Source organism: Janibacter sp. YB324 (assembly GCF_014217915.1).
Classification (GTDB): Bacteria; Actinomycetota; Actinomycetes; order Actinomycetales; family Dermatophilaceae; genus Janibacter; species Janibacter indicus.
Window position 1 is genome coordinate 3042473 of the sequence record NZ_CP060120.1, and the last position, 26594, is coordinate 3069066.

Annotated in this window: 23 protein-coding genes and 1 riboswitch; of the genes, 11 read left to right on the forward strand and 12 right to left on the reverse strand. The window is 73.3% G+C overall.

Annotated features, from left to right (window positions below; all coding sequences use genetic code 11):
- Positions 1–191 precede the first annotated feature (191 nt).
- The 7 genes from H7A72_RS14970 to H7A72_RS15000 are packed head-to-tail and all read left to right on the forward strand — an operon-like array spanning position 192 to position 6516.
- The gene (locus H7A72_RS14970; protein WP_072625778.1) at positions 192–410 is read left to right on the forward strand and encodes a hypothetical protein; all 219 of its coding nucleotides are present in this window, start codon (positions 192–194) and stop codon (positions 408–410) included.
- The gene (locus H7A72_RS14975) at positions 407–874 is read left to right on the forward strand and encodes a TadE/TadG family type IV pilus assembly protein (protein WP_185221029.1); all 468 of its coding nucleotides are present in this window, start codon (positions 407–409) and stop codon (positions 872–874) included. The genes H7A72_RS14970 and H7A72_RS14975 overlap by 4 nt, the downstream gene beginning before the upstream one ends.
- Positions 871–1305, forward strand: coding sequence for a TadE/TadG family type IV pilus assembly protein (locus H7A72_RS14980; RefSeq protein WP_223277671.1), 435 nt, complete (start codon positions 871–873; stop codon positions 1303–1305). Before H7A72_RS14975 ends, H7A72_RS14980 begins: the two co-directional genes overlap by 4 nt.
- Complete coding sequence (locus tag H7A72_RS14985) at positions 1305–1799, forward strand: hypothetical protein (RefSeq protein ID WP_084449734.1); 495 nt, start codon at positions 1305–1307, stop codon at positions 1797–1799. Before H7A72_RS14980 ends, H7A72_RS14985 begins: the two co-directional genes overlap by 1 nt.
- Positions 1771–4986 carry a LysM peptidoglycan-binding domain-containing protein gene (locus tag H7A72_RS14990; RefSeq protein ID WP_185221030.1) on the forward strand — a complete coding sequence of 1072 codons (3216 nt, stop codon included), beginning with the start codon at positions 1771–1773 and terminating at the stop codon, positions 4984–4986. The genes H7A72_RS14985 and H7A72_RS14990 overlap by 29 nt, the downstream gene beginning before the upstream one ends.
- Before the next feature lie 13 nt (positions 4987–4999).
- Positions 5000–5923, forward strand: a complete 924-nt coding sequence (locus H7A72_RS14995) for a PKD domain-containing protein (protein WP_084449732.1) — start codon at positions 5000–5002, stop codon at positions 5921–5923.
- Positions 5920–6516 (forward strand): hypothetical protein, encoded by a 597-nt coding sequence (locus tag H7A72_RS15000; protein ID WP_185221031.1) that lies wholly within the window; start codon positions 5920–5922, stop codon positions 6514–6516. Before H7A72_RS14995 ends, H7A72_RS15000 begins: the two co-directional genes overlap by 4 nt.
- A 4-nt stretch (positions 6517–6520) precedes the next feature.
- On the opposite strand, the gene H7A72_RS15005 is transcribed toward H7A72_RS15000, so the two are convergent.
- Positions 6521–8743 carry an ATP-binding cassette domain-containing protein gene (locus tag H7A72_RS15005; RefSeq protein WP_084449730.1) on the reverse strand — a complete coding sequence of 741 codons (2223 nt, stop codon included), beginning with the start codon at positions 8741–8743 and terminating at the stop codon, positions 6521–6523.
- 29 nt (positions 8744–8772) lie between these two features.
- Positions 8773–9417, reverse strand: a complete 645-nt coding sequence (locus H7A72_RS15010) for an ECF transporter S component (protein WP_084449729.1) — start codon at positions 9415–9417, stop codon at positions 8773–8775.
- A 75-nt stretch (positions 9418–9492) separates the two neighbouring features.
- Positions 9493–9595: riboswitch (TPP riboswitch) on the reverse strand.
- A gap of 131 nt (positions 9596–9726) precedes the next feature.
- Here H7A72_RS15010 and H7A72_RS15015 point away from each other — a divergent pair.
- Entirely contained in the window at positions 9727–10014 is a 288-nt protein-coding gene (locus tag H7A72_RS15015) for a DUF4235 domain-containing protein (RefSeq protein ID WP_223277925.1), read from the forward strand.
- On the forward strand, positions 10014–10991 hold the full coding sequence (locus H7A72_RS15020) for an NAD(P)H-quinone oxidoreductase (protein ID WP_185221033.1): 978 nt from the start codon (positions 10014–10016) through the stop codon (positions 10989–10991). Before H7A72_RS15015 ends, H7A72_RS15020 begins: the two co-directional genes overlap by 1 nt.
- Positions 10992–11080: 89 nt before the next feature.
- On the opposite strand, the gene H7A72_RS15025 is transcribed toward H7A72_RS15020, so the two are convergent.
- The 4 genes from H7A72_RS15025 to H7A72_RS15040 all read right to left on the reverse strand — a co-directional run bounded on the left by H7A72_RS15025 (position 11081) and on the right by H7A72_RS15040 (position 17363).
- Complete coding sequence (locus tag H7A72_RS15025; protein ID WP_185221034.1) at positions 11081–11758, reverse strand: ATP-binding cassette domain-containing protein; 678 nt, start codon at positions 11756–11758, stop codon at positions 11081–11083.
- Positions 11755–12594 (reverse strand): ABC transporter ATP-binding protein, encoded by an 840-nt coding sequence (locus tag H7A72_RS15030; RefSeq protein WP_185221035.1) that lies wholly within the window; start codon positions 12592–12594, stop codon positions 11755–11757. The genes H7A72_RS15025 and H7A72_RS15030 overlap by 4 nt, the downstream gene beginning before the upstream one ends.
- On the reverse strand, positions 12591–15635 hold the full coding sequence (locus H7A72_RS15035; RefSeq protein ID WP_185221036.1) for an FtsX-like permease family protein: 3045 nt from the start codon (positions 15633–15635) through the stop codon (positions 12591–12593). Before H7A72_RS15035 ends, H7A72_RS15030 begins: the two co-directional genes overlap by 4 nt.
- Positions 15636–15698: 63 nt before the next feature.
- Positions 15699–17363, reverse strand: coding sequence for an FAD-binding dehydrogenase (locus tag H7A72_RS15040; RefSeq protein ID WP_185221037.1), 1665 nt, complete (start codon positions 17361–17363; stop codon positions 15699–15701).
- Positions 17364–17435: 72 nt separating this feature from the next.
- Between H7A72_RS15040 and H7A72_RS15045 the strand changes: the two genes are divergently transcribed.
- Positions 17436–18947: a metallophosphoesterase gene (locus tag H7A72_RS15045; RefSeq protein ID WP_185221038.1), complete on the forward strand. Its 1512-nt coding sequence runs from the start codon at positions 17436–17438 to the stop codon at positions 18945–18947.
- A 148-nt stretch (positions 18948–19095) separates the two neighbouring features.
- Here H7A72_RS15045 and H7A72_RS15050 read toward each other — a convergent pair whose 3' ends face one another.
- From H7A72_RS15050 to H7A72_RS15065, 4 genes are all read right to left on the reverse strand, one after another.
- On the reverse strand, positions 19096–20553 hold the full coding sequence (locus H7A72_RS15050) for a glyceraldehyde-3-phosphate dehydrogenase (RefSeq protein WP_185221039.1): 1458 nt from the start codon (positions 20551–20553) through the stop codon (positions 19096–19098).
- A gap of 73 nt (positions 20554–20626) precedes the next feature.
- On the reverse strand, positions 20627–21520 hold the full coding sequence (locus tag H7A72_RS15055; protein WP_185221040.1) for a sucrase ferredoxin: 894 nt from the start codon (positions 21518–21520) through the stop codon (positions 20627–20629).
- 10 nt (positions 21521–21530) lie between these two features.
- Positions 21531–22766: a cupin domain-containing protein gene (locus tag H7A72_RS15060; RefSeq protein ID WP_185221041.1), complete on the reverse strand. Its 1236-nt coding sequence runs from the start codon at positions 22764–22766 to the stop codon at positions 21531–21533.
- A complete protein-coding gene (locus H7A72_RS15065) occupies positions 22763–23005 on the reverse strand; it encodes a hypothetical protein (protein WP_185221042.1) in 243 nt (80 codons plus the stop codon). Before H7A72_RS15065 ends, H7A72_RS15060 begins: the two co-directional genes overlap by 4 nt.
- A gap of 226 nt (positions 23006–23231) precedes the next feature.
- Between H7A72_RS15065 and H7A72_RS15070 the strand changes: the two genes are divergently transcribed.
- Entirely contained in the window at positions 23232–24530 is a 1299-nt protein-coding gene (locus tag H7A72_RS15070; protein ID WP_185221043.1) for a trans-acting enoyl reductase family protein, read from the forward strand.
- Positions 24531–24630: 100 nt separating this feature from the next.
- On the opposite strand, the gene H7A72_RS15075 is transcribed toward H7A72_RS15070, so the two are convergent.
- Complete coding sequence (locus H7A72_RS15075) at positions 24631–25725, reverse strand: GNAT family N-acetyltransferase (protein WP_084449717.1); 1095 nt, start codon at positions 25723–25725, stop codon at positions 24631–24633.
- Entirely contained in the window at positions 25722–26531 is an 810-nt protein-coding gene (locus H7A72_RS15080) for a crotonase/enoyl-CoA hydratase family protein (RefSeq protein WP_072625799.1), read from the reverse strand. The genes H7A72_RS15075 and H7A72_RS15080 overlap by 4 nt, the downstream gene beginning before the upstream one ends.
- Between the last annotated feature and the right edge of the window lie 63 nt (positions 26532–26594).

Here is a 26594-nt window from a genome sequence, read left to right on the forward strand (position 1 = left end):
AGGTCCTACAAGGGTGCGTTTGTGGAACCCAAACGAGTCGTCTACTGACCTCGCTCAGTTGACGGGGTGAACGCCGGGTGGCGGGGAGTTCTCTTCTTGGGGTCCGCGGCCACCCTCCGATAGCCTGTGACACGTCCGGGGGGACAGCAGCCTCCCGGGCCAGCCCTCACATTGTCCCGGGAGAGACCCACATGATCCAGTTCTTCGCCGCCCTCCAGGTCTTGGGCGCACAGGCCCTTGACTACTTCGGCGACCAGACGGATGTCATCAACCGCGCCCGCGACGAGCGCGGCTCGGTCACCATCGAGCAGGTGCTGTGGGCCGTCGCGGTCATCACCATCTCGGTCATCGTCATCGGCGCCATCACGACCTTCGTTCGCAGCAAGAGCCAGGAGATCAAGGCACCTTGATCACTCGGGGGGCACAGCACGGTAGGCCGGAGCGGTGGCGCTCCGACCGCGGTGCGCTGTCCCTCGAGATGGTCGTCCTGCTCCCTCTCGCCCTGAGCCTGCTCTTCCTCGCCGTGCAGGGCGCCGTCTACTACCAAGGCCGCACCGTCGCGCTGGCCTCCGCGCAGGAGGGCGCCCGAGGGGCCGCCGGCTACGAGCAGACCGACGAGCACGGGCGCACCGCAGCCCTCGACTTCGCCGCTCGCGCAGGTGGTGACGGCCTGCTCGAGAGCCCCGACGTCGAGGTGACCCGCGACCGCGGCAACGGCACCGTCACCGTGCGGGTCACCGGCACGACGATGTCGATCATCCCCGGGTGGGACCCCCAGGTCTCGCAGTCCTCGACCCGCGCGATCGAGGAGTTCACCCGGGTGGAGGACTTCGAGGGCAGCGGCATCGACCGCACCGAGAGGCCGTCGTGGTGAGCCACCGGCGGCGGCTGCGGAGCGAGAGCGGCTCGGCCAGCATCGAGATGGTCATCCTCGCCCCCGCCTTCGGCCTGCTCATCGCCATGCTCGTCATGGGCGGCCGGCTCGCCATCGCCCAGCAGTCGATCCAGTCCGCCGCCGGCGAGGCCGCGCGCGCGGCGTCGATCGAGCGGGGCAGCGACGCCGAGGAGCGCGGCCTCGAGGCGGCCGAGGCCTTCCTCGCCGAGCAGGACCTGACGTGCAACTCCATGGACATCCAGCTCGACACCTCGGGCAAGGACACCGACCCCGGCGTCACCGGGCTCGTCGTGGCCGCCACCGTGACGTGCGACGTCGCCCTGGCCGACCTGGCTCTGCCCGGGGTCGGCGGCAGCCACCAGGTCTCGGCGACGGCCAGCAGCCCCATCGACGCCTACCGGGAGCGCTGATGCACCGACCGGCCCCCCGCATCCTCGCCCGGCTGCGCGACGAGCGCGGCTCGCTGAGCACCTACTTCGTCTCCGCGGTCTTCGCGACGATCCCGCTCGTCGGCCTCGTCGTCGACGGCGGCGGTCAGGTGCGCGCGATGCAGCAGGCCAACGACGTCGCCGCCGAGACGGCGCGCTACGCCGGGCAGTCGATCAACAAGGGGTGCGCCATCTGGGGTGCCGAGATCACCGTCCCGCAGCACCAGGCGCAGACCGCGGCCGAGGAGTTCGTGGCCACCCACACCACCGACGTCACGCTCACCGACGTCCGGGTCACCGAGGGCGGACACACCGTCACGGTCGAGGCCACCCGCACCTGGGAGCCGATCTTCCTGGGCATCCTCGGCGTCGGCCCGCGTGAGGTCGAGGGCACGGGCAGCGCCTACCAGTACCGCACGGACGGCAAGGGAGAGGAGTACGACCCCGATGTCAACGCCTTCGGCGCCTGCCAGTAGGGCCAAGGGGCTGCTCGCCCTCGTCGGGGTCGTCCTCCTCGTCGTCGGCGTCCCGTGGCTGCTGCTCCAGATCGGCGCGGGCCCGGTCCCTGACCAGTGGGCCTCCCCGGCCGAGATCTGGGAGGCGGTCACCTCCCCCGACGACGGGTCCGTGCTGCTCGTCATCTTCCGCTACGCCGCCTGGCTCGCGTGGCTCTTCATCGCGCTGTCGATCGTCCTCGAGATCGGGGCGCGACTCCTCGGCGTCGACGTGCCACGGCTGCCGGGCCTCTCGCTGCCCCAGGGCATCGCCCGCTACATCGTCGGCACCGCTGCCCTGCTCTTCATCACCATCCCGACCGTGGGCACCTGGGCCGGCACCGCTCACGCTGCTCCCGCTCCGGGCTCCGACACCGCGACGACCGCGAGCACCGCCCTGGCCGGTGGGGCCGCGGCCGCCGTCGCCGCCGATGCTGCGGCGACGGCCCAGACCGACTCCGCCGCCCCGACGAGCGAGCGCGCGACGATCACCCACGAGGTCGCCCAGGGCGAGAGCCTGTGGTCCATCGCCGAGGCCCAGCTCGGCGACGGCGCCCGCTACACCGAGATCCTCGAGCTCAACCGCGACACGATCCCGGCCTCCAACTGGATCTCGCCCGGCCAGCAGCTCCAGCTGCCCGATGAGTCCCCCGCGCCCGTCGCCGACGGCGACACCCACACGGTCGAGCAGGACGACACCCTCTGGGAGATCGCCGAGGACGAGCTCGGCGACGGCAGCCGCTACACCGAGATCGTCGAGGCGACCGGAGCCGAGCAGCAGCCCGACGGCGGACGGCTCACCGACCCCGACCTCATCCAGCCCGGCTGGGAGCTGCAGGTTCCGGGCGGCACGAGCGCTGCCGCAGCAAGCCCCGAGACGCCCACGTCGAGCGTCCCCGGCGGCTCCAGCGCACCCAGCGCTCCCGCTTCCGACGCTACGGGCGGGGCGGACGCCGACGCGACCGACCGTGCCGAGGCGGACTCGGCGACCGGTGCCGCATCCGGTGTTGCCGGGGTCGGCGCATCGGCCACGGCTGCACCGGCCGGAGTCACCGACGACGGCTCGACCGACGAGGGTTCGACCGACCCAGTCGTCCTCGGCGACCCGGCCGATGAGTGGGGCAGCACCGTCCTGGGCTTGTCCGGACTCACCGCCGCCGGTCTGCTCTCGCTCCTCGACCTCGCTCGCCGCCGTCGGGCCGGCCGGCTCACCCGCCCCGACGAGACCGACGCGAGCGACCTCGAGCGAGAGCTCGCGCTCGTCGCCGACGTCCACACGATCGACACGGTCGACATCGCGCTGCGGCACATCGCGGTGGCCGCCCGCGAGGCCGGCCGCGCCCTGCCGGGGCTGCGCTCGGTGCGCGTCGGGCGCTCGCAGCTCGACGTGCAGCTCGCCGACCCGATGCGCCTGCCCGCCCCGTGGACCTCGACCGCCGACCCGCGCCTGTGGACCCTCGCGGTCGACCGGGCGATGACCCTCGACCCCGGCGTGCTCGTCACCGAGCCGGCCCCCTTCCCCGCGCTCGTGGCCGTCGGGCAGGACGACGAGGAGGCCCACGTCCTGGTCAACCTCGCCGACGCGCGCACCTTCGCCGTCGTCGGCGACGGCTCCCGCACCCGCGACACCCTCGCGGCCATGACCCTTTCGCTCGCCACCTCGCCGTGGGCCGACGCCACGACCGTCACGGTCGTCGGCGGCCACCCCGAGCTCGAGCAGGTCATCGGCTCGTCGCGGGTGCGCTTCGTCCCCGACATGGCCGCCTACACCCTCTCGGTGCAGGTGCAGATCGACCCGACCGCCCGCGAGGTGATCGTCGTGAGCGGCGACCTCGACGCGCGCGACCGTCGTCGGCTCGACAAGGCCGTCGCCTCCTCGCCCCGCGTGGCCCTGGCGCACTCCGCGAGCAGCATCGCCGATGGCGCCGACGCCCTGATCATCGGCGACGACCCCGACGCAGCCGTCCTCTCCCCCGCCTACCTGCAGGTGCGGCCCGAGCGGCTGAGTGCGCAGGACGCCGCCCGCATCGGCTTCCTCTTCGACCTCGTGGCCCCCTCCGACGACGTCTGGGCGCCCGCCGAGGGCGAGCCGACGCTCGCCTCCGTCGCGGCCGCCACGCCCGAGGTCACCGTCGACCCCGGCGACGACCTCCTCGACGACGCGCCGACGGTGCGCCGCTCCCAGATCGACGACGAGAGCGGCAGCCGCACCCAGGTCCGGTGGAACACCCCGGTCAACACCCCGTCCGGGGACACCCCCTTCGCCCCGGGTGAGGACGTCGCGACGGTGCGCCGGACCGCCGGCCTCGAGATCACCGCCCAGGGGACCACCCCGGGGTGGCTGTCCAACCAGATCACGCCGACCCCGGGCACCCCGCTGCCCCCGGTCATCGCCTTCCCCGAGCGGGTCCGCGAGCTCGCCGCGCCCACCGACGAGCCGGTGCTGCGACTGCTCGGCCCGGTCGACATCGACAACGTCGGCGACGTCACCCCCGCCCACCGCATGCGCCTCACCGAGCTCGCGGCCTACCTCAGCACGCATCCCGAGGCGACGGGCACCGAGATCGACGACGCCATGTGGCCCAACCGCGCCGTGCACGACCACTCGCGCGTGCGCGACAGCTCGCTCGCCGGGCTCGGCTCCTGGCTGGGTCCCGACGAGACCCCGCAGGGCGGTCTGGTCGCGGCCCGCACGATCGCGAGCGACTGGTCGCTGTGGCAGGGACTCGTGCCCGCCGACCCCTCGACCGCCGGCACCGAGCACCTCGAGCAGGCCCTCGGTCTGGTTCGCGGACGCCCCTTCGCCGGGGTGCACCCGCGGCACTACGTCTGGGCGCAGGCGCTGCGTTCGCAGATGATCTTCGCCATCACCACTGCGGCGACCGAGCTGGCCCGCCGCCGGCTCATGGAGGGGCGTTGGGCGGCCGCGCACGACGCGACCGTGGTCGGCCTGACGGTCGAGCCCGGCGTCGAGGCCCTGTGGCGCCTGCAGCTGCTGGCCACCCACGAGCTCGGCGACCCGGTCCCCCGCGATGCCGCGGCCTTCGGCCTGGCCGACTGCGGCCGGCTGGCCGATGGCGTCCTCGAGCCCGCGTCGCGCGAGCTGCTCGCCACCCTCCCCGAGCTCACCGCCTCGCAGACCCCCACGACCAGCCATCACGCGGTCTGAGGAGGCCACAGCGATGACGACCCTGACCCGCGTCCTGACCCGGGAGCGCCTCTTCGCCACCTTCGGCGTGACACTGCTCTTCCTCGCCCTCTCCCTGTCGGCCGCGCCCGACAGCGACGCCAACATCTGCCGCAACTTCGGCCTGCGGGCCAACTGCCGGATCGTCTTCGGCGGGGAGAAGTCCGACGGCACCGGCGGCGGCAAGGGTGGCGGGCGACCGGCCTGCCACCGTGGGGCGCCGGAGTACAAGAGCGTGCCCTGCGAGGACGCCGTCGCCGGCTCGTGGAGCAACGCTCGGCAGTGCTACGTCATCGAGGCGACCGACCAGCCGGGTCCCGACCACCCGGGCTACCGCGAGGGCGCAAAGCTCTACACGTGCACCGGCCTCAACGACGAGGGCAATGTCCTCATCCCCCGGGACTCCTTCTGGTCGGAGGAGCCGCCGGAGACCAACAACCCCCAGGACCTCCAGGAGGACCTCGAGACGGCCGTCGGCACGCGCTTCCGGGCGATGTACCCCGGTCTGGCGCCCAGCCCCGTCCCCATGCACGCCCGCTTCGACGGGTACCGCATGGCGCCGGTCGGCCTCAACGTGTGGATGTGGCCCCGCGCCCTGTTCGACTCGCAGTGGGACCCGCCGCTCGTCGAGGACCCCGACACCGGCTACTACGTCGACGCCGGCGTGACCCACGTCAAGTGGGAGATGGGCGACGGGACGTCGATCACCTGCGGCAAGAGCGAGCCCTTCGCCCGGCGCAAGGCCGAGCAGACGCCCGACTGCGGTCACAAGTACAAGAAGCCCGGTAACTACCTCGTGCGCATCACGACCTACTGGAACATCAACTACCGGGATGCCAACGGCGAAGGCCGCATGCAGACCGAGTTCAAGCAGTCGCTGTGGATCCGTATCGGCGAGAACCAGGTGGTCAACAAGTGACCCGACCCCGTCGCGGAGGGCACCTGGCCGTGGTGCTGGCCATCGGGGTGGTCCTCGCCGGCTGCGGTGACGGTGATCGCGAGGACGAGCACCTGCCACCCGACCTCGTCGACCAGAGCCAGACGACGTCGGTGGACGCCGACGACGTCGCCTCCGACCGCGCGCGTCAGCGCGTCTACCAGTGGGTGAGCGGCCGCAACACCATCCTCGCCCAGCCCGACCACTACACCACCGAGACCTCCATCGGCTTCGCCGAGGGCACCGAGGCGACGGCCATCCTCGCCGACGCGGCCGAGCTGACCGTCGACAAGCAGACCCGCCAGGGCGAGACGAAGCTCGTGGGTGACCCGACCGCGACGAAGATCGACCTCGACCCGGCCCCGATCAAGGGCACGGCCATCCCTCCCTTCGTCAAGGTCAGGGCCTGCATCGACGAGAGCGGCACCCACCTCGTCAACGCCTCCGGGACCAAGGTCAAGGGCTCGGAGGGCAAGGGGCCACGACCGGTGAGCTTCCACGTGCTCAACCGCAGCTGGCCCAACGCCGACGCCTGGCGGATCGCTTGGCAGGAGGACATCAAGGGCTCCTGCTGAGCGGTCAGCGGGCGAGCAGCGCGACGACGACCGTCACGAGCGAGGCGAGCACGACCACCGTGTCGGCCGCGCGCCACGGGGCCCGGGTGGCCCAGGTGCGCCGACCGGCGCCGGCGAAGCCACGAGCGTCCATCGCCACGGCGAGCGTGGCCGCGGAACCGAGCGAGCGCAGCAGCATCCCGAAGGTCGAGGCCCACAGGTGCGCCACGACACTGCGCGGCGAGCGCCAGGTCACGCCCTGGCCCCGCAACCGTCGCGCCCAGCCGACCTCGGTCCACGCCGCACCGAAGGTCTGCACCCGCTGCAACGCCGCGCCCAGCGCGACGACCGGGCGGGCCGGCAGCCGGAGCCGCTGGCCCAGGTGGTCGGCGAGGTCGTCGGGGTCGACGAAGGCGAGGAGAATCGCCGAGGGCACGACGATGACGAGGAGTCGCAGCGCCGCCGAGAGCGCGACCTCGACGTCACGTGACCCGAGCAACCAGGTCGACCAGCCGACGCCGAGACCGCCGACGAGGGCGGGGACGAGTCGGATCGCCAGACCGCGCCACCGGCCCTGGACGGTCCAGCCGGCGCCGCGGCCGGGCAGGTTGCTCAGGCCCACGACGGCGCCTAGTACGAGGAGGCCCAGGATCACGAGCGAGACCCGCCACCCGGGTGAGAGGACGGCGGCCGCCATGGGGATCGCGGCCGCGGCGAAGAGCGCGAGCGGCCCGCACGCGGACAGCACGGCCCGTGGCGTCTCCCGGGACGGCTCGGTCTCCGGCGGACGCACCTGCCGCACCTCGTCGACGAGTGAGACGAGGTCGGGGTCGTGCGTGGCGGCGACGACAGCACCGCCGCGGTCACGGTGGGCGGTGAGCAGGCCGACGACGGCCGCCCACGTGCCACGGTCCTGACCGACCGTCGGCTCGTCCGCGAGGGCCACGGCCGGGCCGTGGGCCAGCGCGGCCGCGACGGCCAGCCGACGCTGCTCGCCACCGGAGAGAGTCTGCGGGTCGGCCCGCTCGAGGTGCTCCAGCCCGAGGACCTCGAGGAGGCGACGGGCCTCCCCTTCGTCAGCGGTGCCGAGGGTGCGGCCGGTGAGCAGCACCTCGTCGAGCACGGTGCGGGCGAGCAGCGCGCTGGAGCTCCACTGCGGCACCCACCCGACGAGGTGGGCGATCTCGGTGGCGGGCAGGTCCCCGACCGACCGTCCGTCGGCGAGCACCCGTCCCGACGACGGCGCCACCAGCCCGCCGAGCGCCGCCAGCCACGTCGACTTGCCCCCACCGCTGGGTCCGACGAGCGCGGTGGCCCGGCCCGCGGCCGGGGAGAGCGGCGCGTCGGTGACGAGCGCGGTCGTCACCTCGCTGCTGCCATCGAGGTGGTTGCGCGCTCGCTCGACAACGAGCGGTTGGCTCGTGAGCAGCGTCGCCCGGGGCTCGACCGCACGGGCGAGGGGGCCGAGGTCGATCGTCAGCGGCTCAGGAGCCGGCACACCCGGCACCCAGATGCCGTCGGCGGCCAGCGTCTCACCGTGCTCGGCCAGCACCTCGGCGGCCGACCCGTCGTGGTGGATCCGCCCGTCGCGGCCGAGGACGAGCACCCGGTCGACGTGCTCGAGCCAGGGCTCGATCCGGTGCTCGACGACGACCGTCGTCAGACCGGCCGCGCCGGTGACGACGGCGTCGCGGACCCGGGCGGCCGAGTCTGCGTCGAGCATTGCGGTCGGCTCGTCGAGCAGGAGGAGGGCGGGCTGGAGGGCGAGGGCACCGGCGAGCGCGAGCCGCTGGGTCTGGCCGCCGGAGAGGGCGCCGGTCGGGGTCGAGCGCGGCAGGTCCCCCAGCCCCACAGCGGCCAGGCAGCGGTCGACGACAGCCGGCATGTCGCCAGCGGGCACGCCGACGTTTTCCAACCCGAAGGCGACATCGCGCCCCACGGTCGCCGCGACCGTGCCGGAGCCGGGCTCCTGGAGCACGAGCCCGACCGCACCGGGACGCTCGCCGGGCGCGGCCCCGTCGACCCGTACCTCGCCGACGAGGTCACCGGAGTCGACGGTGAGCAGCAGACCGGCGAGGGCCCGGAGCAGGGTCGACTTGCCGGACCCGCTCGGCCCGACGAGCAGGACCCGCTCGCCAGGGCGCAGCGTGAGGTCGAGCTCGCGCAGCACGGGCTCGCGTCGGCCGACGGGCCGCCACGTGAGGTCGCGGACGACGACCTCGCCCCGACCGGTGACGTCGACGCCCACGGGGGCTGCCCCCTTCGTCCGATCGTGGATCAGACGGCCCTCCGCTCGAGGACCTCCTGGCCGGGCGGGAAGGGGTTGAGCGCACCGGCCTGCGCCAGCGCGCGGGTGAGCAGCCAGCCGCCGAGCCCGGCGACAACGACCCCGGAGACGACCATGAGGGGCAGGTAGGCGAGCTTCCACGCCCAGGTCCAGTCGACGAAGTACCAGTAGATCTCGTAGATCCACTCCAGCGGCGCCGACAGCGCACCGGAGAGCAGCGCGACGGCCGGGCCGAAGGCCTTGTAGGCGAAGATCGCGAAGGCCAGCTCGGCGCCGATCCCCTGGGCCAGGCCGGAGACGACCGTCGTGACCCCCCACTGGTTGCCGAAGAGCGCGGATACGGTCGCGGCGATGAGCTCGCAGGCGATGGCGGCGCCGGGCCGGCGCACGACCAGTCCGCCGACGACGCCGGCGATGAACCAGAACCCGACGAAGAGCCCGAAGAGCGGCTGGAAGGCCAGGCCGAGGGCGGAGATGGGTCCGTTGTAGAGCAGTCCGTAGCCCCAGTAGGCGACGCCGAAGGCCACGCCGAGGAAGGCGACGGTCAGCAGGTCGACGGTGCGCCAGCCCATGAGGGGGCGGGTGGCGAGGACGGTGCCGGCGCGGGACGCGGCCGGCGTCTTGGTGGTGGTCATGCTGATGCTTCTCCTGTGTGGGTTCCACAGGGAGGGATCTGCGCCGACACCCGGCCACGGGCCGTGCGCCGACGAGGTCCCTGAGACTCGACTCCCTACGCCGGTGCTAGCCGGATCAGGTACGAGGGTCTGCGGTCGCCCGCACTCTCAGCGCTGATGCGCTCCCCTGTCGTGCCCGGCCAGCATAGCCGCGTGGGCCGACGGGCGGTCCGGGGTGCACGTCTGTGGCAGGGTTGGAGACGTATCGGGTGGCGGCGACCGCCGCCACCTCCGCAGCGTGTGTGTACGAAAGGACGTCTCGTGGGCAACATGGTCTGGAAGGTGCTGGGCACCGGCTCGGCGATCATCGCCGGCATCGTCGCCAACAAGGTCATCTCCATCGCGTGGTCGCGCATGGGCAAGGGCGAGACGATCGACCCCAACAACCCGGAGAACCCCGTCGGCGAGGCCATTGCCTTCGCCGCCCTCGCCGGCCTCGCGATGGGTCTGGCCCGCACCATGGCCACCCGCCAGGCGGCGAGCTTCTACAAGAAGTCCGCGGGTCACCTCCCCGAGGCCATGCAGTCCGTCGAGGGAGAGCTGGACAAGGTCTCCTGATGCGCGGCATCTCCATCACCGAGCCCGGAGACGCCGACGTCCTGCAGATCACCGAGATCGAGGCCCCCACGGCCGGCCCCGGCGACGTCGTCGTCGACATGGTGGCCGCCGGGGTCAACCGCGCCGACGTCATGCAGCGGCTCGGGCACTACCCGCCGCCCGCGGGCGCCTCGCCGCTGCCGGGCCTCGAGGTCTCGGGCACGATCCGCGAGGTCGGTCCGGGTGTCGAGGGCTGGTCCGTCGGCGACGAGGTCTGTGCCCTCGTCGACGGTGGCGGCTATGCGGAGCAGGTCCGGGTCCCGGCGGCGCAGCTGCTGCCCGTGCCGAAGGGGGTCTCCCTCACCGATGCCGCGGGGTTGCCCGAGGTCGCGTGCACGGTCTGGTCCAACGTCTTCATGACGGCCAACCTCCAGCCCGGCGAGGTCTTCCTCGTCCACGGCGGATCGTCGGGCATCGGGACGATGGCCATCCAGCTCGCCACGGCCGCCGGTGCGCGGGTGGCTGTGACGGCCGGCTCGCAGGCCAAGCTCGACGTCTGCCGCGACCTCGGCGCGCAGATCCTCGTCAACTACCGCGAGCAGGACTTCGTCGAGGAGGTGCGCGCCGCGACTGATGGTCACGGGGCCGACGTCGTCCTCGACCTCATGGGGGCCAAGTACCTCCCGCGCAATGTCGACCTGCTGGCGACATCGGGCCGGCTCGTCGTCATCGGCCTCATGGGTGGCCGCAAGGGCGAGCTCGACCTCGGCAAGCTGCTGAGCAAGCGGGCCGCGGTCATCGCGACCTCGCTGCGGGCCCGTCCCGCCGAGGAAAAGGCGGCGATCGTCGCCGCGGTCCGCGAGCACGTGTGGCCGCTGGTCGAGGACGGCGCCGTGCGCCCGATCGTCCAGGGCACCCACCCGCTCGAGCGTGCCGCCGATGCCCACCGCGAGCTCGAGGCGAGCGGTCACATCGGCAAGATCCTGCTCACCGCCTGACACCCTTCGCATTTCCTGAGGGAAATGCGGCCCGCGACCCTCCCCTCTCGCATGGCCCAACGGCAATGCAGACCGGATCCCGCATTGCCCTACGGCAATGCAGACTGGAGGCGGCCGTCGTCGAGGTGCCAGCGGGCGGCCGCGACCTCGGCGACCTCGGGGTCGTGCGTGGCGAGCAGGACGATCCCGCCCCGGCGGGCGATGTCCTGCAGCAGCACGACGACCTGCTCGCGGGTGTCGTGGTCGAGCTCCGAGGTGGGTTCGTCGGCGAGCAGCACCAGGCTCCCCGCGGCCAGGCGAAGGGAGGACAGCGCCAGTCCCCGGGCGACGGCCACGCGCTGCCGCTGACCGCCGGAAAGCTCCTCCGCGAGGTGGCCCGCGTGCTCGTGGAGCCCGACCGAGGCGAGCGCCCGGTCAGCGGCCGCGCCGGCGTCGCCACCGGACATGCCCGCCGCGACGAGCGGCACCGCGATGTTGCCGCGGGCGGTGAGCACCTCGGCCAGGGCGCTGCCCTGAGGGATGAGCACGGCACCGGCATCGCGTGAGCCGGCTTCGTCACCGATCTGCCTCTCCCCCAGTCGGATCCGCCCGCTCGAGCCTGACTCGAGCAGTCCACCGACCGCCCACAGCAACGAGGTCTTGCCGGCGCCGGAGTGTCCGGTGACGGCAGTGATCTCTCCGGGGTGCGCGACCGCACGGACCCCTTCGACCGCCACGACGTCGCCGTAGCGCACCGCGACGTCCTCGAGCACGAGGTCCTCGCTCATCGCTCCTCCTCCTCGTCGACGAGGAGCTGCCAGGCCCCGTCGTCGGTGCGGTGCACGCGCACGAGGGTCCCCGGGGGGAAGGCCTCGAGTGCCGGCGGCGGCAGCGGCAACGATCCGTCGGCGGCCACGACGGAGTACTCCTCGCCGCTGCGTCCCTCACCGCCGGCCCGGCCGTCGCGGATGGTCACGGTGCGGGGGAAAGCCTTGGCGACGTCGGGGTCGTGGGTGACGACGACGATCGTCGTGCCGAACGTGCGCCCGACCTCGGCCATCGCCTCGAGGACGACGTCGCGGGCGTCGTGGTCGAGCTGGCTCGTCGGCTCGTCGCCGAGGAGGAGCCCCGGCCCGCAGGCGAGGGCGACGGCCAGGGCCGCGAGCTGGAGCTGACCGGGGGTGAGCGACTCGAGCGGTCGGTCGGCCACCTCGTCGAGCCCGAGCAGGCCGAGCAGCTCGTCGACCGCGGGGACGGTGCGCCCGGTGCGCCGCGCGGCCCCCTGGGCGAACTCGACATTGCCCCGAGCCGTGAGCCACGGCAGGTGGTTGCGAGCCGCGCCCTGCAGGACGATGCCGACCTCGCCCGAGCGGAAAGCGTCGATCTGCGCCTCGCTCATCACCGACAGCTCGTGGTCGCCGACGTGGATCCGGCCGGCGCTCGGTCGCAGCAGCCCGCCGAAGAGCGCGAGCAGCGTCGACTTGCCCGCACCGCTCGGGCCGAGCAGAGCGATCCGCTCGCCCGCGGCGACGGTGAGGTCGACCCCGGAGAGCGCGGCCACGTCGTGGCCCTCCGCGCGGTAGATGTGCACCAGTCCGTGGGTGCGCACGGGCAGCCCGCTCATGTCGGCTCCCCCTGGGCCACTCCCAGTCGCACCCGGCGCCCGATCGCCCCGGCGATGAGGCGGGCGACGACGAGCAGGACGATCGCGACGACGAGCGTGGCGGCGACGACCGCGAGCCACGCCGGCGCGAGATCGGCCACGGGCACCGCGGCCGGGGTGGTGAAGAGCGGCAGCTCGGGCAGCGCGATCCACGATCCGACGAGTGCGCAGAGCGCGCCGAGCACCACGCCGACGGCGACGCTCGTCAGGTGCTCGGTGCGCAGGGCACGCGCGGCCGCTCGGGAGCTCACGCCGCTCACCCGCAGCGCGGCGAGGTCGCGGGCGCTGGAGCGCCACCCGGTGATCGCGAGGACGACGAGGACGAGCGCGGCGAGGACGACCGCGAGCACACCGCCGAGCAGCGCGAGCTGCAGCCCCCAGGCCGACGCCGACTGGTCGTAGACCCGGTCGGCCTCGGCCGTCGTCCTCACCGATCGGACGGGCACGTCGGCGTCGCCGAGCAGGTCGCGCGCCCGCTCGATCGTCGCCGGCGAGGCGTCGCCGAGCCAGATCTGGCGCTGCGTGCGGGTGGTGTCGAGCTCGCCGCTCGTGCGCGCGAGCGCCGGAAGGGAGACGAGCACCCCGTGGTCGGTCGCCGCGGGCAGCGCGTCGACGACCTGCGCGACCTCGATCTCGGTCTGGCCGCCGGCGACGTCGGTCACCGACCGGACGTCACCGTCCTCGGCGTCCGGGCCTGCGGCGATCGCCGGGAGCGGTCGGGGCACGTCGGCGATGTGTGCCGTGACGTCGGCGCCGTCGAGCGCTTCGACGGCGAGGTCGAGGTCGTCCCCCTGCGGCGTGACGATCAGGTGGGAGGTGCCCGGACCGCCCTTGTCCGAGTCCCACGTCCGCTGACCCGTGACGGGCAGGGGCTTGCCGTCGACGGCGAGACCGGAGACCTTGACGGTCCCGTCGACGGAGCTGCCGGGGAAGCCCGAGGTGGCGACCCGGATGCCCGCGACCCGGCAGTCGTCGGTGCAGAAGAGGTCGGCGTCGACCCGGGCGCTGCCGCGGGCCTTCGGCCCAAGCGTGGTCAGCCGTGCCGACCGCTTGTCACCAGTGCCCGTCGTCAGGTCGAGGACCAGCTCGGGTGGGTCCTCGCTGCCCTTGCTCGCCAGGTCCCACGAGACGCGCGCGGTCGCGGTGCGGCCGGGGACCTCGATCGGCTCCTGGTCGGGCAGGGCGAGGGGGCGAGGGTCGAGGTCGGCGATGGCATCGGGGTTGGCCGCCCGGAAGAGCCAGTCGGGGTCGGTCGCCAGGGTCGCCTCGGCGTTCTTGTCCCGCGGCTGGATGATGGCGACCGGGACGGCCGCGATGTCCGCCTCCTGGAGGGTGCCCGCAGCCGACAGCAGCTCCGGCGCGGTGGCGACGTCGACGGACACGACGGCCGGGGCGCCGGTCTCGAGCTCGGCGCGGGCGAGCCGGTTGCGGTCGGCCACGACGACGGCATTGGCCCCGAAGACCGCGAGCGCAGTAGCCACCGTCGTGACGACGAGGACCCGGCGGGCGGCCGGTCGCCGGGCCACGGCGTGACCCGCGACCGCGGCCGCCACCCTCCCCCGGCGCGTGGCCGAGCGGGCACGGCGGGCGGCGAGGCGGGGCACGAAGCGGGCGGCGAGCACGCCGACCGCGATGGCGAGCAGGGTAGGCGTCGCCAGGGCGGCCGGCCCGCTGAGGGCACCCGTTGCGAGCCCGACCACGCCGATGACGGCCAGGACGACGACCACGACCTCGACGACGACCGACCCGCCGGCCGACGAGGGCCGCACCGAGCGCAGCAGGTCGTTGACCGGCTCGCGCAGCACCGGCCGTGCCGCGAGGGCGACGGCGAGCACGGAGACGACGAGGGACCCGAGGAGCCAGGGCAGGACCGCGAGCGGTATCTCGAAGGGGATGCCGCGAGGCAGCATGGACCGGCGCACGAGCACCGCGAGCAGCACCGCACAGACGAAGCCGATCGGCAGGCCGAGGACGACCGGGACGACGAGCTCGGTGAGCAGCAGTCGGCGGGCTCCGGCGCGGGAGCGGCCGCGGAGTCGGGCGAGGGCCACGTCGTGGCGCCGCTGGTCGACGCCGGACTGGGCCACGAGGAAGAGGACGAGCACGGACAGCAGCGCCAGCTGCACCGTGACGAAGGGGACGATGATCGCCGTCTGCGATCGCCCGGTGGTCACCCCGTCGACGAGCGTGGCGGCGGAGTCGTCGATGTCGAGCTCCGGGTGCTCCTCACGCATCCGCTCCACGGCCTGCGCAGCCAGAGGGAGGGAGTCGAGCGTCGCGGCCTGCGGGTCGAGCGGCAGCACGACGAGCACCGTCGCCTTGGGCAGCACCCCCTCGAAGGTCGCCTCGGTGGTGATGAGGTCGTCGACCAGGGGCAGGTTGTCCAGGTCAGGGGTCGTCACCCCGGATTTGCCGTCGGGACGGTCGCCGAGCCAGTACTCGGGGTCCTCGCGCACCGTGTAGGTGCCGACGACGGTGAGGTCGATCGGGGGCGGCTCCGCGTCGACGTTGGGGTAGCGGCCGGGGTACTTGTCGTCGGGGATCTCCAGCTCGGTACCGGCCTTCCACCCCCAGGCCTTGGCGTCGGCCGCTGACACGAGGATCTCGCCGGCCGCCTGCGGGCAGCGTCCGGCGACCTCGAGGTGGTCGCACGCCCCGGTGCGCGATCGCAGCACGACGGGCGAGGCCTGCTTGCCGGCCTCGGGCACCACCCGGGTGGACTGGCGCACCACCTCGACCGGCTCGCCGGAGACCGCCGCCAACTCTGCCGGCACCTGCTCGGCCACCACGGCGGGCAGCACGTCACGCGCGTCAGCGGTGCGGGGTCGGGAGATCGCCGTCGCCGTCTGCTCGGCGTCGGCCTGGGTCACGTGCGTCCGCAGCAGTCCCTGGTCGACGCTGCGGGCGAAGATCGGCGCGAAGGCGGCACACGTCGCGACGAGCGCGGAGACGAGGGCAAGGGCGAGGACCTGCCCCCTGCGGTGCCGCAGCGCTGCCCACATGCAGCGGTTCCCCCTTCGGTCGTGACCGGGCCACCCTACGCCCGGGTCACCTCCGAGGACGGCTCAGTCGCCGAGGTCCTGCGCCATGGTCCGGCCGGCCGATCGGCCGGAGAAGATGCAGCCGCCGAGGAAGGTGCCCTCGAGGGCCCGGTAGCCGTGGACCCCGCCGCCACCGAAGCCGGCCGCCTCGCCGGCCGCGTAGAGCCCGCGGATCACCTCGCCGTCGCGCCCCAGGACCCGTGCGCCGAGGTCGGTCTCGAAGCCCCCGAGGGTCTTGCGGGAGAGGACGTGCAGCTTGACCCCGACGAGCGGGCCCTTCTTCGGGTCCTGCAGCTTGTGCGGCGGGTAGGCGCGCTTGGAGATCTTGTCGCCGAGGTAGGAGCGGGCGACCCGCATCGCAGCGATCTGCGCGTCCTTGGAGTAGGCGTTGTCGAGTTGCCCGTCACGCTCGTCGAGCTGACGCTTGACGTGGGCGACATCGAGCCGCGGCTCGCCCTCCTCGACGAGGTCGTTCATCCGCGCGACGAGCTCCTCGACGGTGTCGGCCATGACGAAGTCCGCCCCCTTGTCGAGGAAGGCCTGCATCGATGGCGTGACGTCGGCCAGCGAGCGCTTGCGGATGACGCCCGCGACCTCCTTGCCCGTGAGGTCCTGGTTCTGCTCCGACCCCGAGAGGGCGAACTCCTTGCCGGCGACCGACCGGTTGGTGATGAACCACGAGTGGTCGTGCCCGGTGGCCCGCAGGTGCGCCAGCGTGCCGAGCGTGTCGTAGCCGGGCAGGAGCGGCGCCGGCAGGCGGGTGCCCTCGGCGTCGAGCCACATCGAGCTCGGCCCGGGCAGGATCCGGATGCCGTGCTGCGCCCAGATGGGGTCCCAGTTGCGGATCCCCTCGACGTAGTGCCACATGCGGTCGCGGTTGATGAGGTTGCCGCCGGCTGCCTCGGTGATCCCGATCATCCGGCCGTCGACGTGCGCCGGCACCCCGGTCACCATGTGCTTCGGCGGCGTGCCGAGCCTCTCCGGCCAGTTGGCGCGCACGAGGTCGTGGTTGCCGCCGATGCCTCCCGAGGCGACGAGGACGACGGGGGCCCGCAGCTCGAAGCCCCCGATGCTGTCGCGGTTGGTCGCCACGCCCCGTTCGGCGCCGTCAGGCGCCAGCTCGACCCCGCGCACACCGACGGCGGCACCCCCTTCGACGATGATCTCGTCCACGCGGTGCCGGTGGGCGTAGGTCACCAGGCCCCGCTCCCGGGCCTGCTCCACACGACGGACGAAGGGGGCGACGACCCCCGGTCCGGTCCCCCACGTGATGTGGAAGCGGGGCACGGAGTTGCCGTGCCCGTGCGCCGATCCGTCGCCGCGCTCGGCCCAGCCGACGATGGGGAACCAGCGCATGCCCTGCTCGTGCAGCCAGGCCCGCTTCTCACCGCCGGCGAAGTCGAGGTAGGCCTGCGCCCACTGCCGCGGCCAGTGGTCCTCGTCGCGGTCGAAGCCCGCGGTGTTCATCCAGTCGGAGTGGGCCAGTTCGGCAGAGTCCTTGATGCCCAGGCGTCGCTGCTCGGGGCTGTCGACGAAGAAGAGGCCGCCGAAGGACCAGTGCGCCTGACCGCCGAGGTTGGCCTCGCTCTCCTGGTCGACGAGGAGGACCCTGCGGCCGGCGTCGGCCAACTCCGCGGTCGCGACGAGTCCGGCGAGGCCGTGGCCCACGACGATGGCATCAGCATTCATGACCTGACCCTAAACCGCATTACTGACCAGTAGCAACTGGGGTTCAGGTGGCCTCTGCCTACAGTGGGCGCCATGTCCTGGACCGCCCGCCTGCGCCTCGTCGCCGCGACCCTGGCCCTCGTGGCCGCAGTCGTCACCGGCGGGCTCGTCACCGCCTCGCTGTGGCCCGTGGCCGTCGAGACCGACTACTACGCAGCCGACGTGCGCCTGTCGCCGAGCTGGACGGACCGGTCCCACATCGGCACCGACACGGTCGTCGGGAGCGTGTCCGCGCAGTTCGCCGGCGTCGCCCCGGGCGTGCAGGTCTCGCCGCGGGTCAAGCCCTCGATCACCGACCTCGTCGCCTCGGGCAACCTCGATGCCGCGAGCCTCGACGTCAGCTCCCAGGAGCGCACCCGGGTGATCACCGAGGCCGCGGTCGGGGTCGGGCTGCGCTTCGCGGCCGGCGGTGTGCTGGGCCTGCTCCTGTGCCTCGGCGTCGTCCGGCTGCGCCGCCGCACACTCCCGCACCGGCGGACCGTCCTGGGCGCGAGCCTCGTCACCGCGGTCACCCTGTCGACCCTGGGCCTGTCGGCGTGGCGCACCTACGACCCCGACCGGCTCGTCGAGCTGCGCTCGAGCGGGCTGCTCCAGCTGGCGATCGCCAACCGCGACCTGCTCGACGACGTCGAGCAGCGGGCCGACCAGGCCACGCCCTACCTGCGCAACCTCCTCGCGCTGTCGACGGCCATGCAGCAGGAGTATGCCCCGCAGGCGGAGGACGACACCGCCGCGCTCAAGGTGCTGCTCGTCTCCGACGTGCACGCCTCCAACCAGTACGCCCTGATGCGCACGATCGTGCGCGAGCAGGACATCGACGTCGTCATCGACTCCGGCGACCTCATCAACTTCGGGCGGGTCCAGGAGGCCGGGCTGAGCAACCTCTACCGGTCGATCTCCTCGCTCGGGGTGCCCTATGTCTTCGTCGCCGGCAACCACGACCGCAGCGCCGTCGACGACACCCAGCTCCTCGACGACCTCGCCGGCACCGACGGCGTGACGCTCCTCGAGCCCGGGTCGGGCGAGTACCAGCAGATCGAGGTGGGCGGCCTGCGGATCGCCGGGTTCAACGACCCGCGCTACTACGGCGACGCCGACGACGGCAGCACCGACGAGCAGGTCGCGGCCCGTGAACGCTGGGTCGAGGCCCTCGGCGATGCCGAACCGCCGGACATCACCGTCTCCCACGAGGAGCCCGCGCTCGAGGACGCCCCCGGGCGGCTGCGCGTCCACGGCCACGGGCACGTGCCGCAGGTGAGCGGCAACCGCCTGCAGGTCGGCACCTTCACCGGCGGCGGCACGCTCTCGCACTTCGTCGGCGGGCCCGACGCCGAGCTCGTCGGCCAGCCGAGCTCCTTCGACGTGCTGACCTTCGACGAGCAGTGCCGGGCCCAGCGCCTGACCCGCTACGAGTACCGCTCGGTCATCGAGGGGCGCCCGAGCTTCGACTCGCTCTCCGTGCTCAACGCCGCCCGGATCGTCGACGCCCCCGAGGAGGGGCGCACCTGCGGTGGCGACAAGGCGACGGTCCGCCCCCTTCGCTAGGCACGGGGGCTGGGCCCTCACCCCACTGGCCCCGCGAACATCGGGTCACCCGAGAAACCGCCGCTTCGCAAGGGTTTGAAACCCGTGCGAAGCGGGGGTTTCCCGGGTGACCCGGAAAACGTGTGGCGGGGGTGCGACGACCCGCGGCTCAGACCGCCGGGAAGGCCGGCGGGTGGACCTGGGCCATCTCCTCGAGGACGCGCACGACCTGGCAGGAGTAGCCGAACTCGTTGTCGTACCAGACGTAGAGGACGACGCGGTCGCCCGAGGTGATCGTCGCGCGGCCGTCGACGATGCCCGCGTGGCGGTTGCCGACGAAGTCGGTCGAGACGACCTCGGGGCTGTCGATGTAGTCGAGCTGCTTGTGCAGGTCGCCGTAGAGCGAGGCCTCGCGCAGGAAGTCGTTGAGCTCCTCGCGCTCGACGCCCCGCTCCAGCGTGAGGTTGAGGATCGCCATCGACACGTCGGGGGTCGGCACGCGCACGGAGTTGCCGGTGAGCTTGCCCTCGAGCTCGGGCAGCGCCTTGGAGACGGCCTTGGCGGCGCCGGTCTCGGTGAGCACCATGTTGAGGGCCGCGGACCGGCCGCGACGCTCGCCCTTGTGGAAGTTGTCGATGAGGTTCTGGTCGTTGGTGAAGGCGTGGACGGTCTCGATGTGACCGCCGACGATGCCGTACTCGTCGCTGACCGCCTTGAGCGCGGGGACGATCGCGTTGGTCGTGCAGGACGCGGCCGTGACGACCTTGGCGTCGCCGATCATCGCGTCGTTGATGCCGCTGACGATGTTGGGCAGGCCGCCCTTGCCGGGAGCCGTGAGCAGCACACGGGAGACGCCGGGGCACTGCAGGTGCTTGGACAGGCCCTCCTCGTCGCGCCACTTGCCGGTGTTGTCGACGACGATCGCGTCGTCGATGCCGTACTGCGTGTAGTCGACGCTCGACGGGTCGTCGGAGTAGATGACCTGGATGAGGGTGCCGTTGGCGAGGATGGTGTTGGCCTCCTCGTCGACGGTGATGGTGCCGGCAAAGGACCCGTGGACCGAGTCGCGACGCAGCAGGCTGGCCCGCTTGGACAGGTCGTTGTCGGCGCCCTTGCGCACGACGATGGCGCGCAGCCGCAGGCCGTGGCCGGTGCCGGCGTGCTCGATGAGGATGCGGGCCAGCAGGCGGCCGATGCGGCCGAAGCCGTAGAGGACGACGTCGGTGCTCGGCAGCTCGCCCTGGCCGTGCTTGCCGACGACGTCGGCGAGCTCGGAGCGCAGGAAGTCCTCGAGGGAGACGCCCTCGCCGGCCTCGAGGCGGCGGCGGTGCAGGCGGGCCACGTCGATGGAGGCCGGGCCGGGCTGCAGGGCGGTGAGCGCCTCAAGCATCGGCAGGGTGTCGTCGACGGTCAACGCGATGTCGACGCGACGGGCGAAGCGGTGCGCCTTGAGCACATCGGTCGAGGACTGCCCCAGCAGGGTGCGGCCGTGGATCGAGGTCACGACCCCGAACTCACGGTAGAGGCGGCCCACGACGGGGATCATCGCCTCCGCCTTGGCCTGGCGGTCCGCCCACTCGGTGAGGTGGTCGTCGGCTGCGTTGCTCGTCTGCGGCGTCGTCGTCATGGGCCCAGATCGTAGCCGCTGACGCCTCGGGGTCGAGCCTCGGACCGGCCTGCGACGACGGATCTCACACCGGTCAGCCGGGGGTCGTCACGTCGAAGAGCGCCTGCACCTTGGCAGCCCCTCCGCAGGTCAGCTGGTGGGGTGCGCTCATGGTCCGCACCACGTGACGAAGGGAGGTCCCCCCACCGTGGTCGAGGTGCACCAACCAAGCCTCGTCGCCCCTCTCCTCGAGCCGTGGCCGGGCCAGGTCACGCAGCAGCACGGTCGGGTCGGCGCGCATGAGGTCGTGGGCCGCGGCCTGTGCCGCCGGGTGCCACGAGCAGCGGCCGCGCCAGCGGTCGAGGTCGACCCGACCGTCGAGGTGGTCGAGGACGACCCGGGGCGCGGTGTCGCCGGTGAGCCGGCCGTACATCGACCCCTCAGGCAGGATCACGACGTTGCCCGCGAAGCGGTCGCCGCCGAGGTGAGTCGTCTCCCAGACGGCACCGGGCAGGGCGTCGTCGAGGACCGCGGCGACGACCCGCCCCTCGACCGCGCAGCAGACGTCCTTGCGCCCGTGGGTGCACACGAGGAAGAGCGGTTCGCTCGTCGGGTCAGGCAGGTCGTCGAAGCGCCCGGCGAGCTCGACGAGGTCCTCGGGTCGCTCCCAGTGGGCCCGGCCGACGAGCCCGCGGTGCACGTCGACGAGGAAGACCTGTCGCTGGCCCTCGGCCTCGATCTGGTCGCCCTCGAGCCGTCCGTGCCGGCGGATGAGCTGCAGCCGGGCACCGAAGCGCCCCAGTGCCGCGTCGAGGTCGGCGCGGACGTCGGCGATGCCGGGGGCCGCGATCGGCTTGGCCGGCCACGGACCGGGGTGACCGACGAGCATCCAGTAGCGGGCGGGTACGGCGGTGCCGACCGGCACGTCGCCGCGCTCGAGGGCGGCGAGCGAGCACCGGGAGGGACTCGCGGAGGGGGTCGTGCTCACGCTCACGACCCTACGCGGGGCGCTCGGCGGCGGGCACCGCCACCCCGGCGACGACGAGCCGCCGGGCGAGGTCGGGGTCGAGCACGGCGGGTGCCTCGTCGGCGAGCCAGGCCGTCACCGCCGCCGCGTCGTCGTCGGTGAGGGGCAGCCTCCCGGCCCGGCTGACGAGGACCGCACCCTCGGTGCCGGTCTCGAGGGAGGCCTGCAGGTGGGCGCGGGGCGCGACGGCGAGGTCGTCGAACCCGTCGGCGAGGGTCTCGACGGTCCCGACCGGGTCGACCGGCGCCGGCCGCTGGGCCGCGCGCTGGCGAGCGGCGAGGCGGGCGGCGACGGCGCTCGCGTCGACGTCGGCGACGGCCCGCAGCAGGGCCTCGCGGACGGCGGCGAGGTCGTCGGCGATGGCCTCGGGGTCTGCGACGTCCACCCCGGGACGAAGGGAGGTGCGCTGCGACTCCTGCGCAGCCAGCCCCCTTCGCGCGGCGTCGAGAACGGCCTCGGCGACGTGTCCGCGGTGCCACACGTGGATGCCGACGGTCAGGTGCGTGCTCACGCCGCCGAGGGCGGTCGCGGAGTGCAGCCAGCCGCGGGGCACGTAGAGCACGTCGCCGGGCCGCAGCGTGACCTCGAGGTGCGGTTCGCCGGCGGCCGCCCGCTCGACGGCCGGGCGCCGGTCCTGCCACGGCTGGTCACGCAGGGGGTGCGGCTGGACCGGGGCGTGCAGGCTCCAGCGCTTCTCGCCCGCGGTCTGCAGGACGAAGACGTCGTGCACGTCGTAGTGGGCGGCGAAGCCGCGGCTGCTCGCCGGGGTGACATAGGCATTGACCTGCACGGGGTGGCCGAGGTCGGCGGCGAGGTCCTGGGCGAGCTCGAGCACCGGCGGGTGGGTGCGGTGCAGGCCCTGCAGGACGAGGGTGTGCCCCTCGGCGAAGAGGCGCAGCAGCGCGGTGTCGTCGAGCTGGTCGGTCACGCCCGCGCCGACGCCACCGCCGCGGGTGAAGTCGGCGTCGGCGAGCGTGTGCCCGTCACGGGCCACGCGCAGGAAGGGGGTGCGCATGCCGCGCCGCGAGAGCAGGTCGTCGACGTCACGTGTCGTCAGGAGGTCGTCGAAGGGGGTCGGCAGCGCCGCCGCGGGCACGTGCCGGGGCTCTCGTCCCCAGGAGCGCTCGAGCTCCTCGGGGCCGAGGTCGGTGACGCGGGCGAGGCCGGTGCACCGCGCGGGTGCACCGGCCTCGTGGGCGTCGGTCACTCAGGCTCCGCCGTCGGCGCCACCGTCGCCGGCAGCACCATCGCCGGCAGCACCATCGCCGGCAGCACCGTCGGCGCCACCGTCACCAGCGGCACCGTCGGCGCCACCGTCACCAGCGGCACCGTCGGCACCACCGTCACCAGCGGCACCATCGGCGCCACCGTCACCAGCGGCGCCATCGGCACCGCCGTCACCGGCAGCACCGTCCGCGCCACCGTCACCGGCTGCGCCATCGGCACCGCCGTCACCGGCGGTCGGGGCCTCGACGGGCACGCCGCCGATGGCCTCCTCGGGCAGGTCAGGGGTGTCGTTCGGAGGCTGCGTCATGGTGCTTCTCCTTCACTGTCGAGAGGAGGGACGACATCGTCCCCGGGCTCCCTGTCTATCGGAGAGTGCCCCGCAAGGGAAGGGTGCGAGTCGGTTGAAGATGAAACAGGTTGGGGCACAACGGGTTAGTGTCGATTCATGACTGCACCCACCGCTGCCCGCGACCTCGACGTCGTGCTCGTCGGAGCCACCGGCTTCGTCGGTCGACTCACCGCGGCGCACCTGCGCGACCACGCCCCCGAAGGCCTGCGCGTCGCGCTCGCCGGACGCTCGCGGAACAAGCTCGACGCCCTCGCAGCCGAGCTCGGGGGCGCCGCCGCCACCTGGCCGCGGGTCGTCGTCGACGTCTCCGACCCCGCCGCCTGCGCGGACCTCGCCGCCCGCACGCGCGTCCTCGTGACCACGGTCGGCCCCTATGCCGCCTACGGGCGCGAGCTCGTCAAGGCCTGCGCCGTCGCCGGCACGCACTACGCCGACCTCACCGGCGAGGTGCTCTTCGTCCGTGACTCCGCCGAGGCATTCCACGAGGTGGCCCAGCGCTCCGGCGCCCGGGTCGTCCACTCGTGCGGCTTCGACTCGATCCCCTCGGACATCGGCGTCTGGGAGACGGCCCGGGTCGCCCGCGAGGAGGGCGCCGGCGAGCTGACCGACACGGTGCTCTTCGTGCGCCGCCTGCGCGGCGGCCTCTCCGGCGGCACGATTGACTCGATGCGCCGCCAGACGATCGCCGCGCGCGAGTCCGTCGAGGACCGGCGGGTCATCAACGACCCCTACGGCCTGAGCCCCGACCGCGCCGCCGAGCCGACGAGCGCCGACCGGGCCGAGGTCGCGCCGTCGACCACCGAGCACTCGCGGGTGCGCTCGACACTCGGCAAGGTCGGCTCCCGGCTGCCGGTGCGCCGCACGGCCGACGGCCACTGGACCGGCCCCTTCATCATGGCGTCGTACAACACGCGCATCGTGCGCCGGAGCAATGCCCTGCTCGGCTGGGCCTACGGCCGTGCCTTCCGCTACCACGAGGTGACCGACTTCGGCAGCCGCGCGAAGTCCCCCTTCGCCGCTACCGGCATGACCGCCGGCCTGCTCGGTCTCGTCGCCGGCCTGTCCTTCGCGCCGACCCGTCGGGTCGTCGACCGGTTCCTGCCCGAGCCGGGCGAGGGTCCGGACGAGCAGACGCGGGTCAACGGCCGCTTCACGATGGAGGTCGTCGCCTCCACCACCGGTGGCGCGCAGTACGCGACGACCGTCGCGGCCAAGGCCGACCCCGGCTACAACGGCACGGCGATCATGCTCGGCCAGGCCGCGCTGTGCCTCGCCCAGGACGACCTGACGAGCGAAGGGGGCGTGCTCACCCCCGCAGTCGCGATGGCCGCCCCGCTCATCGAGCGCCTGCGGGCACAGGACTTCACCATCGAGACCCGGCGCATCGACGCCTGACCTGCGATCTCCGCATTGCCCTACGGCAATGCGGGAGGGCGGCGCCATGAAGCTGCATTGCCGTAGGGCAATGCAGCTTCATGGCGTGCGAAGGGGGAGCTCAGGACTCGTCGAGGCGCGCCTGCGGCACCGGGGCGTCGGTGCCCTCGACGCGCACGTCGCGGTGCCACGACTCGGTGCGATAGCGGGTGACCCAGCCCATCGACGCATAGATCCCGTCGGCTCCCGTCGGGCTGTCGGCGTCGACCTCGAGCGAGACGCGGTTGCGGCCGCGGCGGGCAGCGTCGGCGATGACGGCGTGGAGCAGCGACTTGGCGACCCCGCGGCCCCGAGCCAACCGGTGGACGCCGATGTAGTCGATGTAGGTGCCCTCGTGGCCGTCGGCGTCCTCGGGCAGCACCGCCGCGGCGACGGCGCCCCCGGGCACCCACTGGCCTTCGATCTCGATGTCGGCGATCCACCAGTGGTCCCACCGGTGGCCGGGCGCCTCGCGCAGCCGCGAGAGGAACTCCGGGAAGGACTCGCGATAGGAGTTGAAGTGGTCGGCGAAGGACTCCTCGATCATCCGGTAGACCGCCTGCAGGTCCGCCGCGACCGGGGTGCCGTCCTCGCGGCGCGCGACCTGGCGCACGACGACGCCCTCGCGGGTCTCGGCGAGCTCGGCGTCGCCGGGACCGATCGGCCGACTCATCTGCAGCCACCGACGGGCGCGGGTGAAGCCGGCCGCCTCGAGCATGCTGCGCAGGCGGTCATCGTCCTCGTGCACCGACACGTCGAGCCGGGTACCCCCGAGCCCGCGCCCGCGAGCGATGCGCAGCGCGACCGCCTCGGCCCAGGCGAGGAGCGAGACGGCGAGCTCCTGCTCGACCTCGCGGCCCAGCGCCGGGTCGGCGGTCAGGTCGACGTTGGACCGTCCGGCCGCCCGATCGTGCACCCTGGCCCAAACCCTGATCACGCCCTGCGGGTCCGCGACGACGACCTGCCGGCGGGTCCACGACCCCTCGCCGACGGCCTCGCCGGCGACGAGCTCGGCCTCGACGGCACCGGAACCGTCGACCGCCCGCTTGGCCGACGAGACGAGCGCGATGAGCTCGTCGACGTCGGTCTCGTCTGGCACCCGGGTCGTCCAGCCCTCGGGCAGGTCCTCCGGAACGATCGGGAGGAAGCCGGTCTGGGTGCGGGGGCCGCCGCTCACGGGACCATCCGCCGTTGACGGGGCAGGAAGTCGGGGGACTCCTTGCGGGAGTTGGCCACCCGCGCCCGCGCGGCGTTGGGCCCGAGCAGCAGCGGCAGCTGCTCACGCCGCTCGCGGGCGAAGGTGCGGCGCGGGCTGCGGTGCCACGTGCCGTCGAAGAGCCGCTTGGTCGCCGCGAGCGCGTCGGGCGAGCGGGTCGCCAGCTGCTGGGCGAGCTCGGTGGCGGCCGCGACCGGGTCGGCGGCGACCTCGGTCGCCAGGCCGAGCTCCTGGGCGCGCGTGCCCGAGATCTTGTCAGCGGTCATCGTCAGCTTCTTCGCCACGTCGATCCCGACGAGCTCCGACAGCGCCTGCACCCCGGACATGTCGGGGATGATCCCCCAGCGCCCCTCGAGCACCGACCATGTCGCGTCAGGATGGGTGATCCGGAAGTCGGCGGCGAGGGCGATCTGAAGACCGCCACCGAGGCAGTGCCCGCTCACGGCGGCGATGACCGGGACCGGCAGCCGACGGAAGGCCCAGGGCGCCTCCTGGAAGGTGTTGGTCCCCCGCCACGGTCGCGGGAGGAAGCGGGTGGCGATGCCCGACGGCTTCTTCATCGCCGAGCCGAAGTCGAGACCGGCGCAGAAGGAGTCACCCTCACCGGAGATGACAACGGCGCGCAGCCGTCGGTCGGCGCGCAGCCCGTGGGCGGCGGCGACGAGGTCGTCGAGCATGTCGAGCGTCAGCGCGTTGAGCTTGTCAGGGCGGGCCAGGCGCACGTGCCCGATCCCGTCCTGAATGGTCGTCGTGATGTGCCGGGGCATGCCTCCACCCTAGGCGGGGCGAGGACGACGGAAGGGCCTCGTCCGAGGACGAGACCCTTCCGG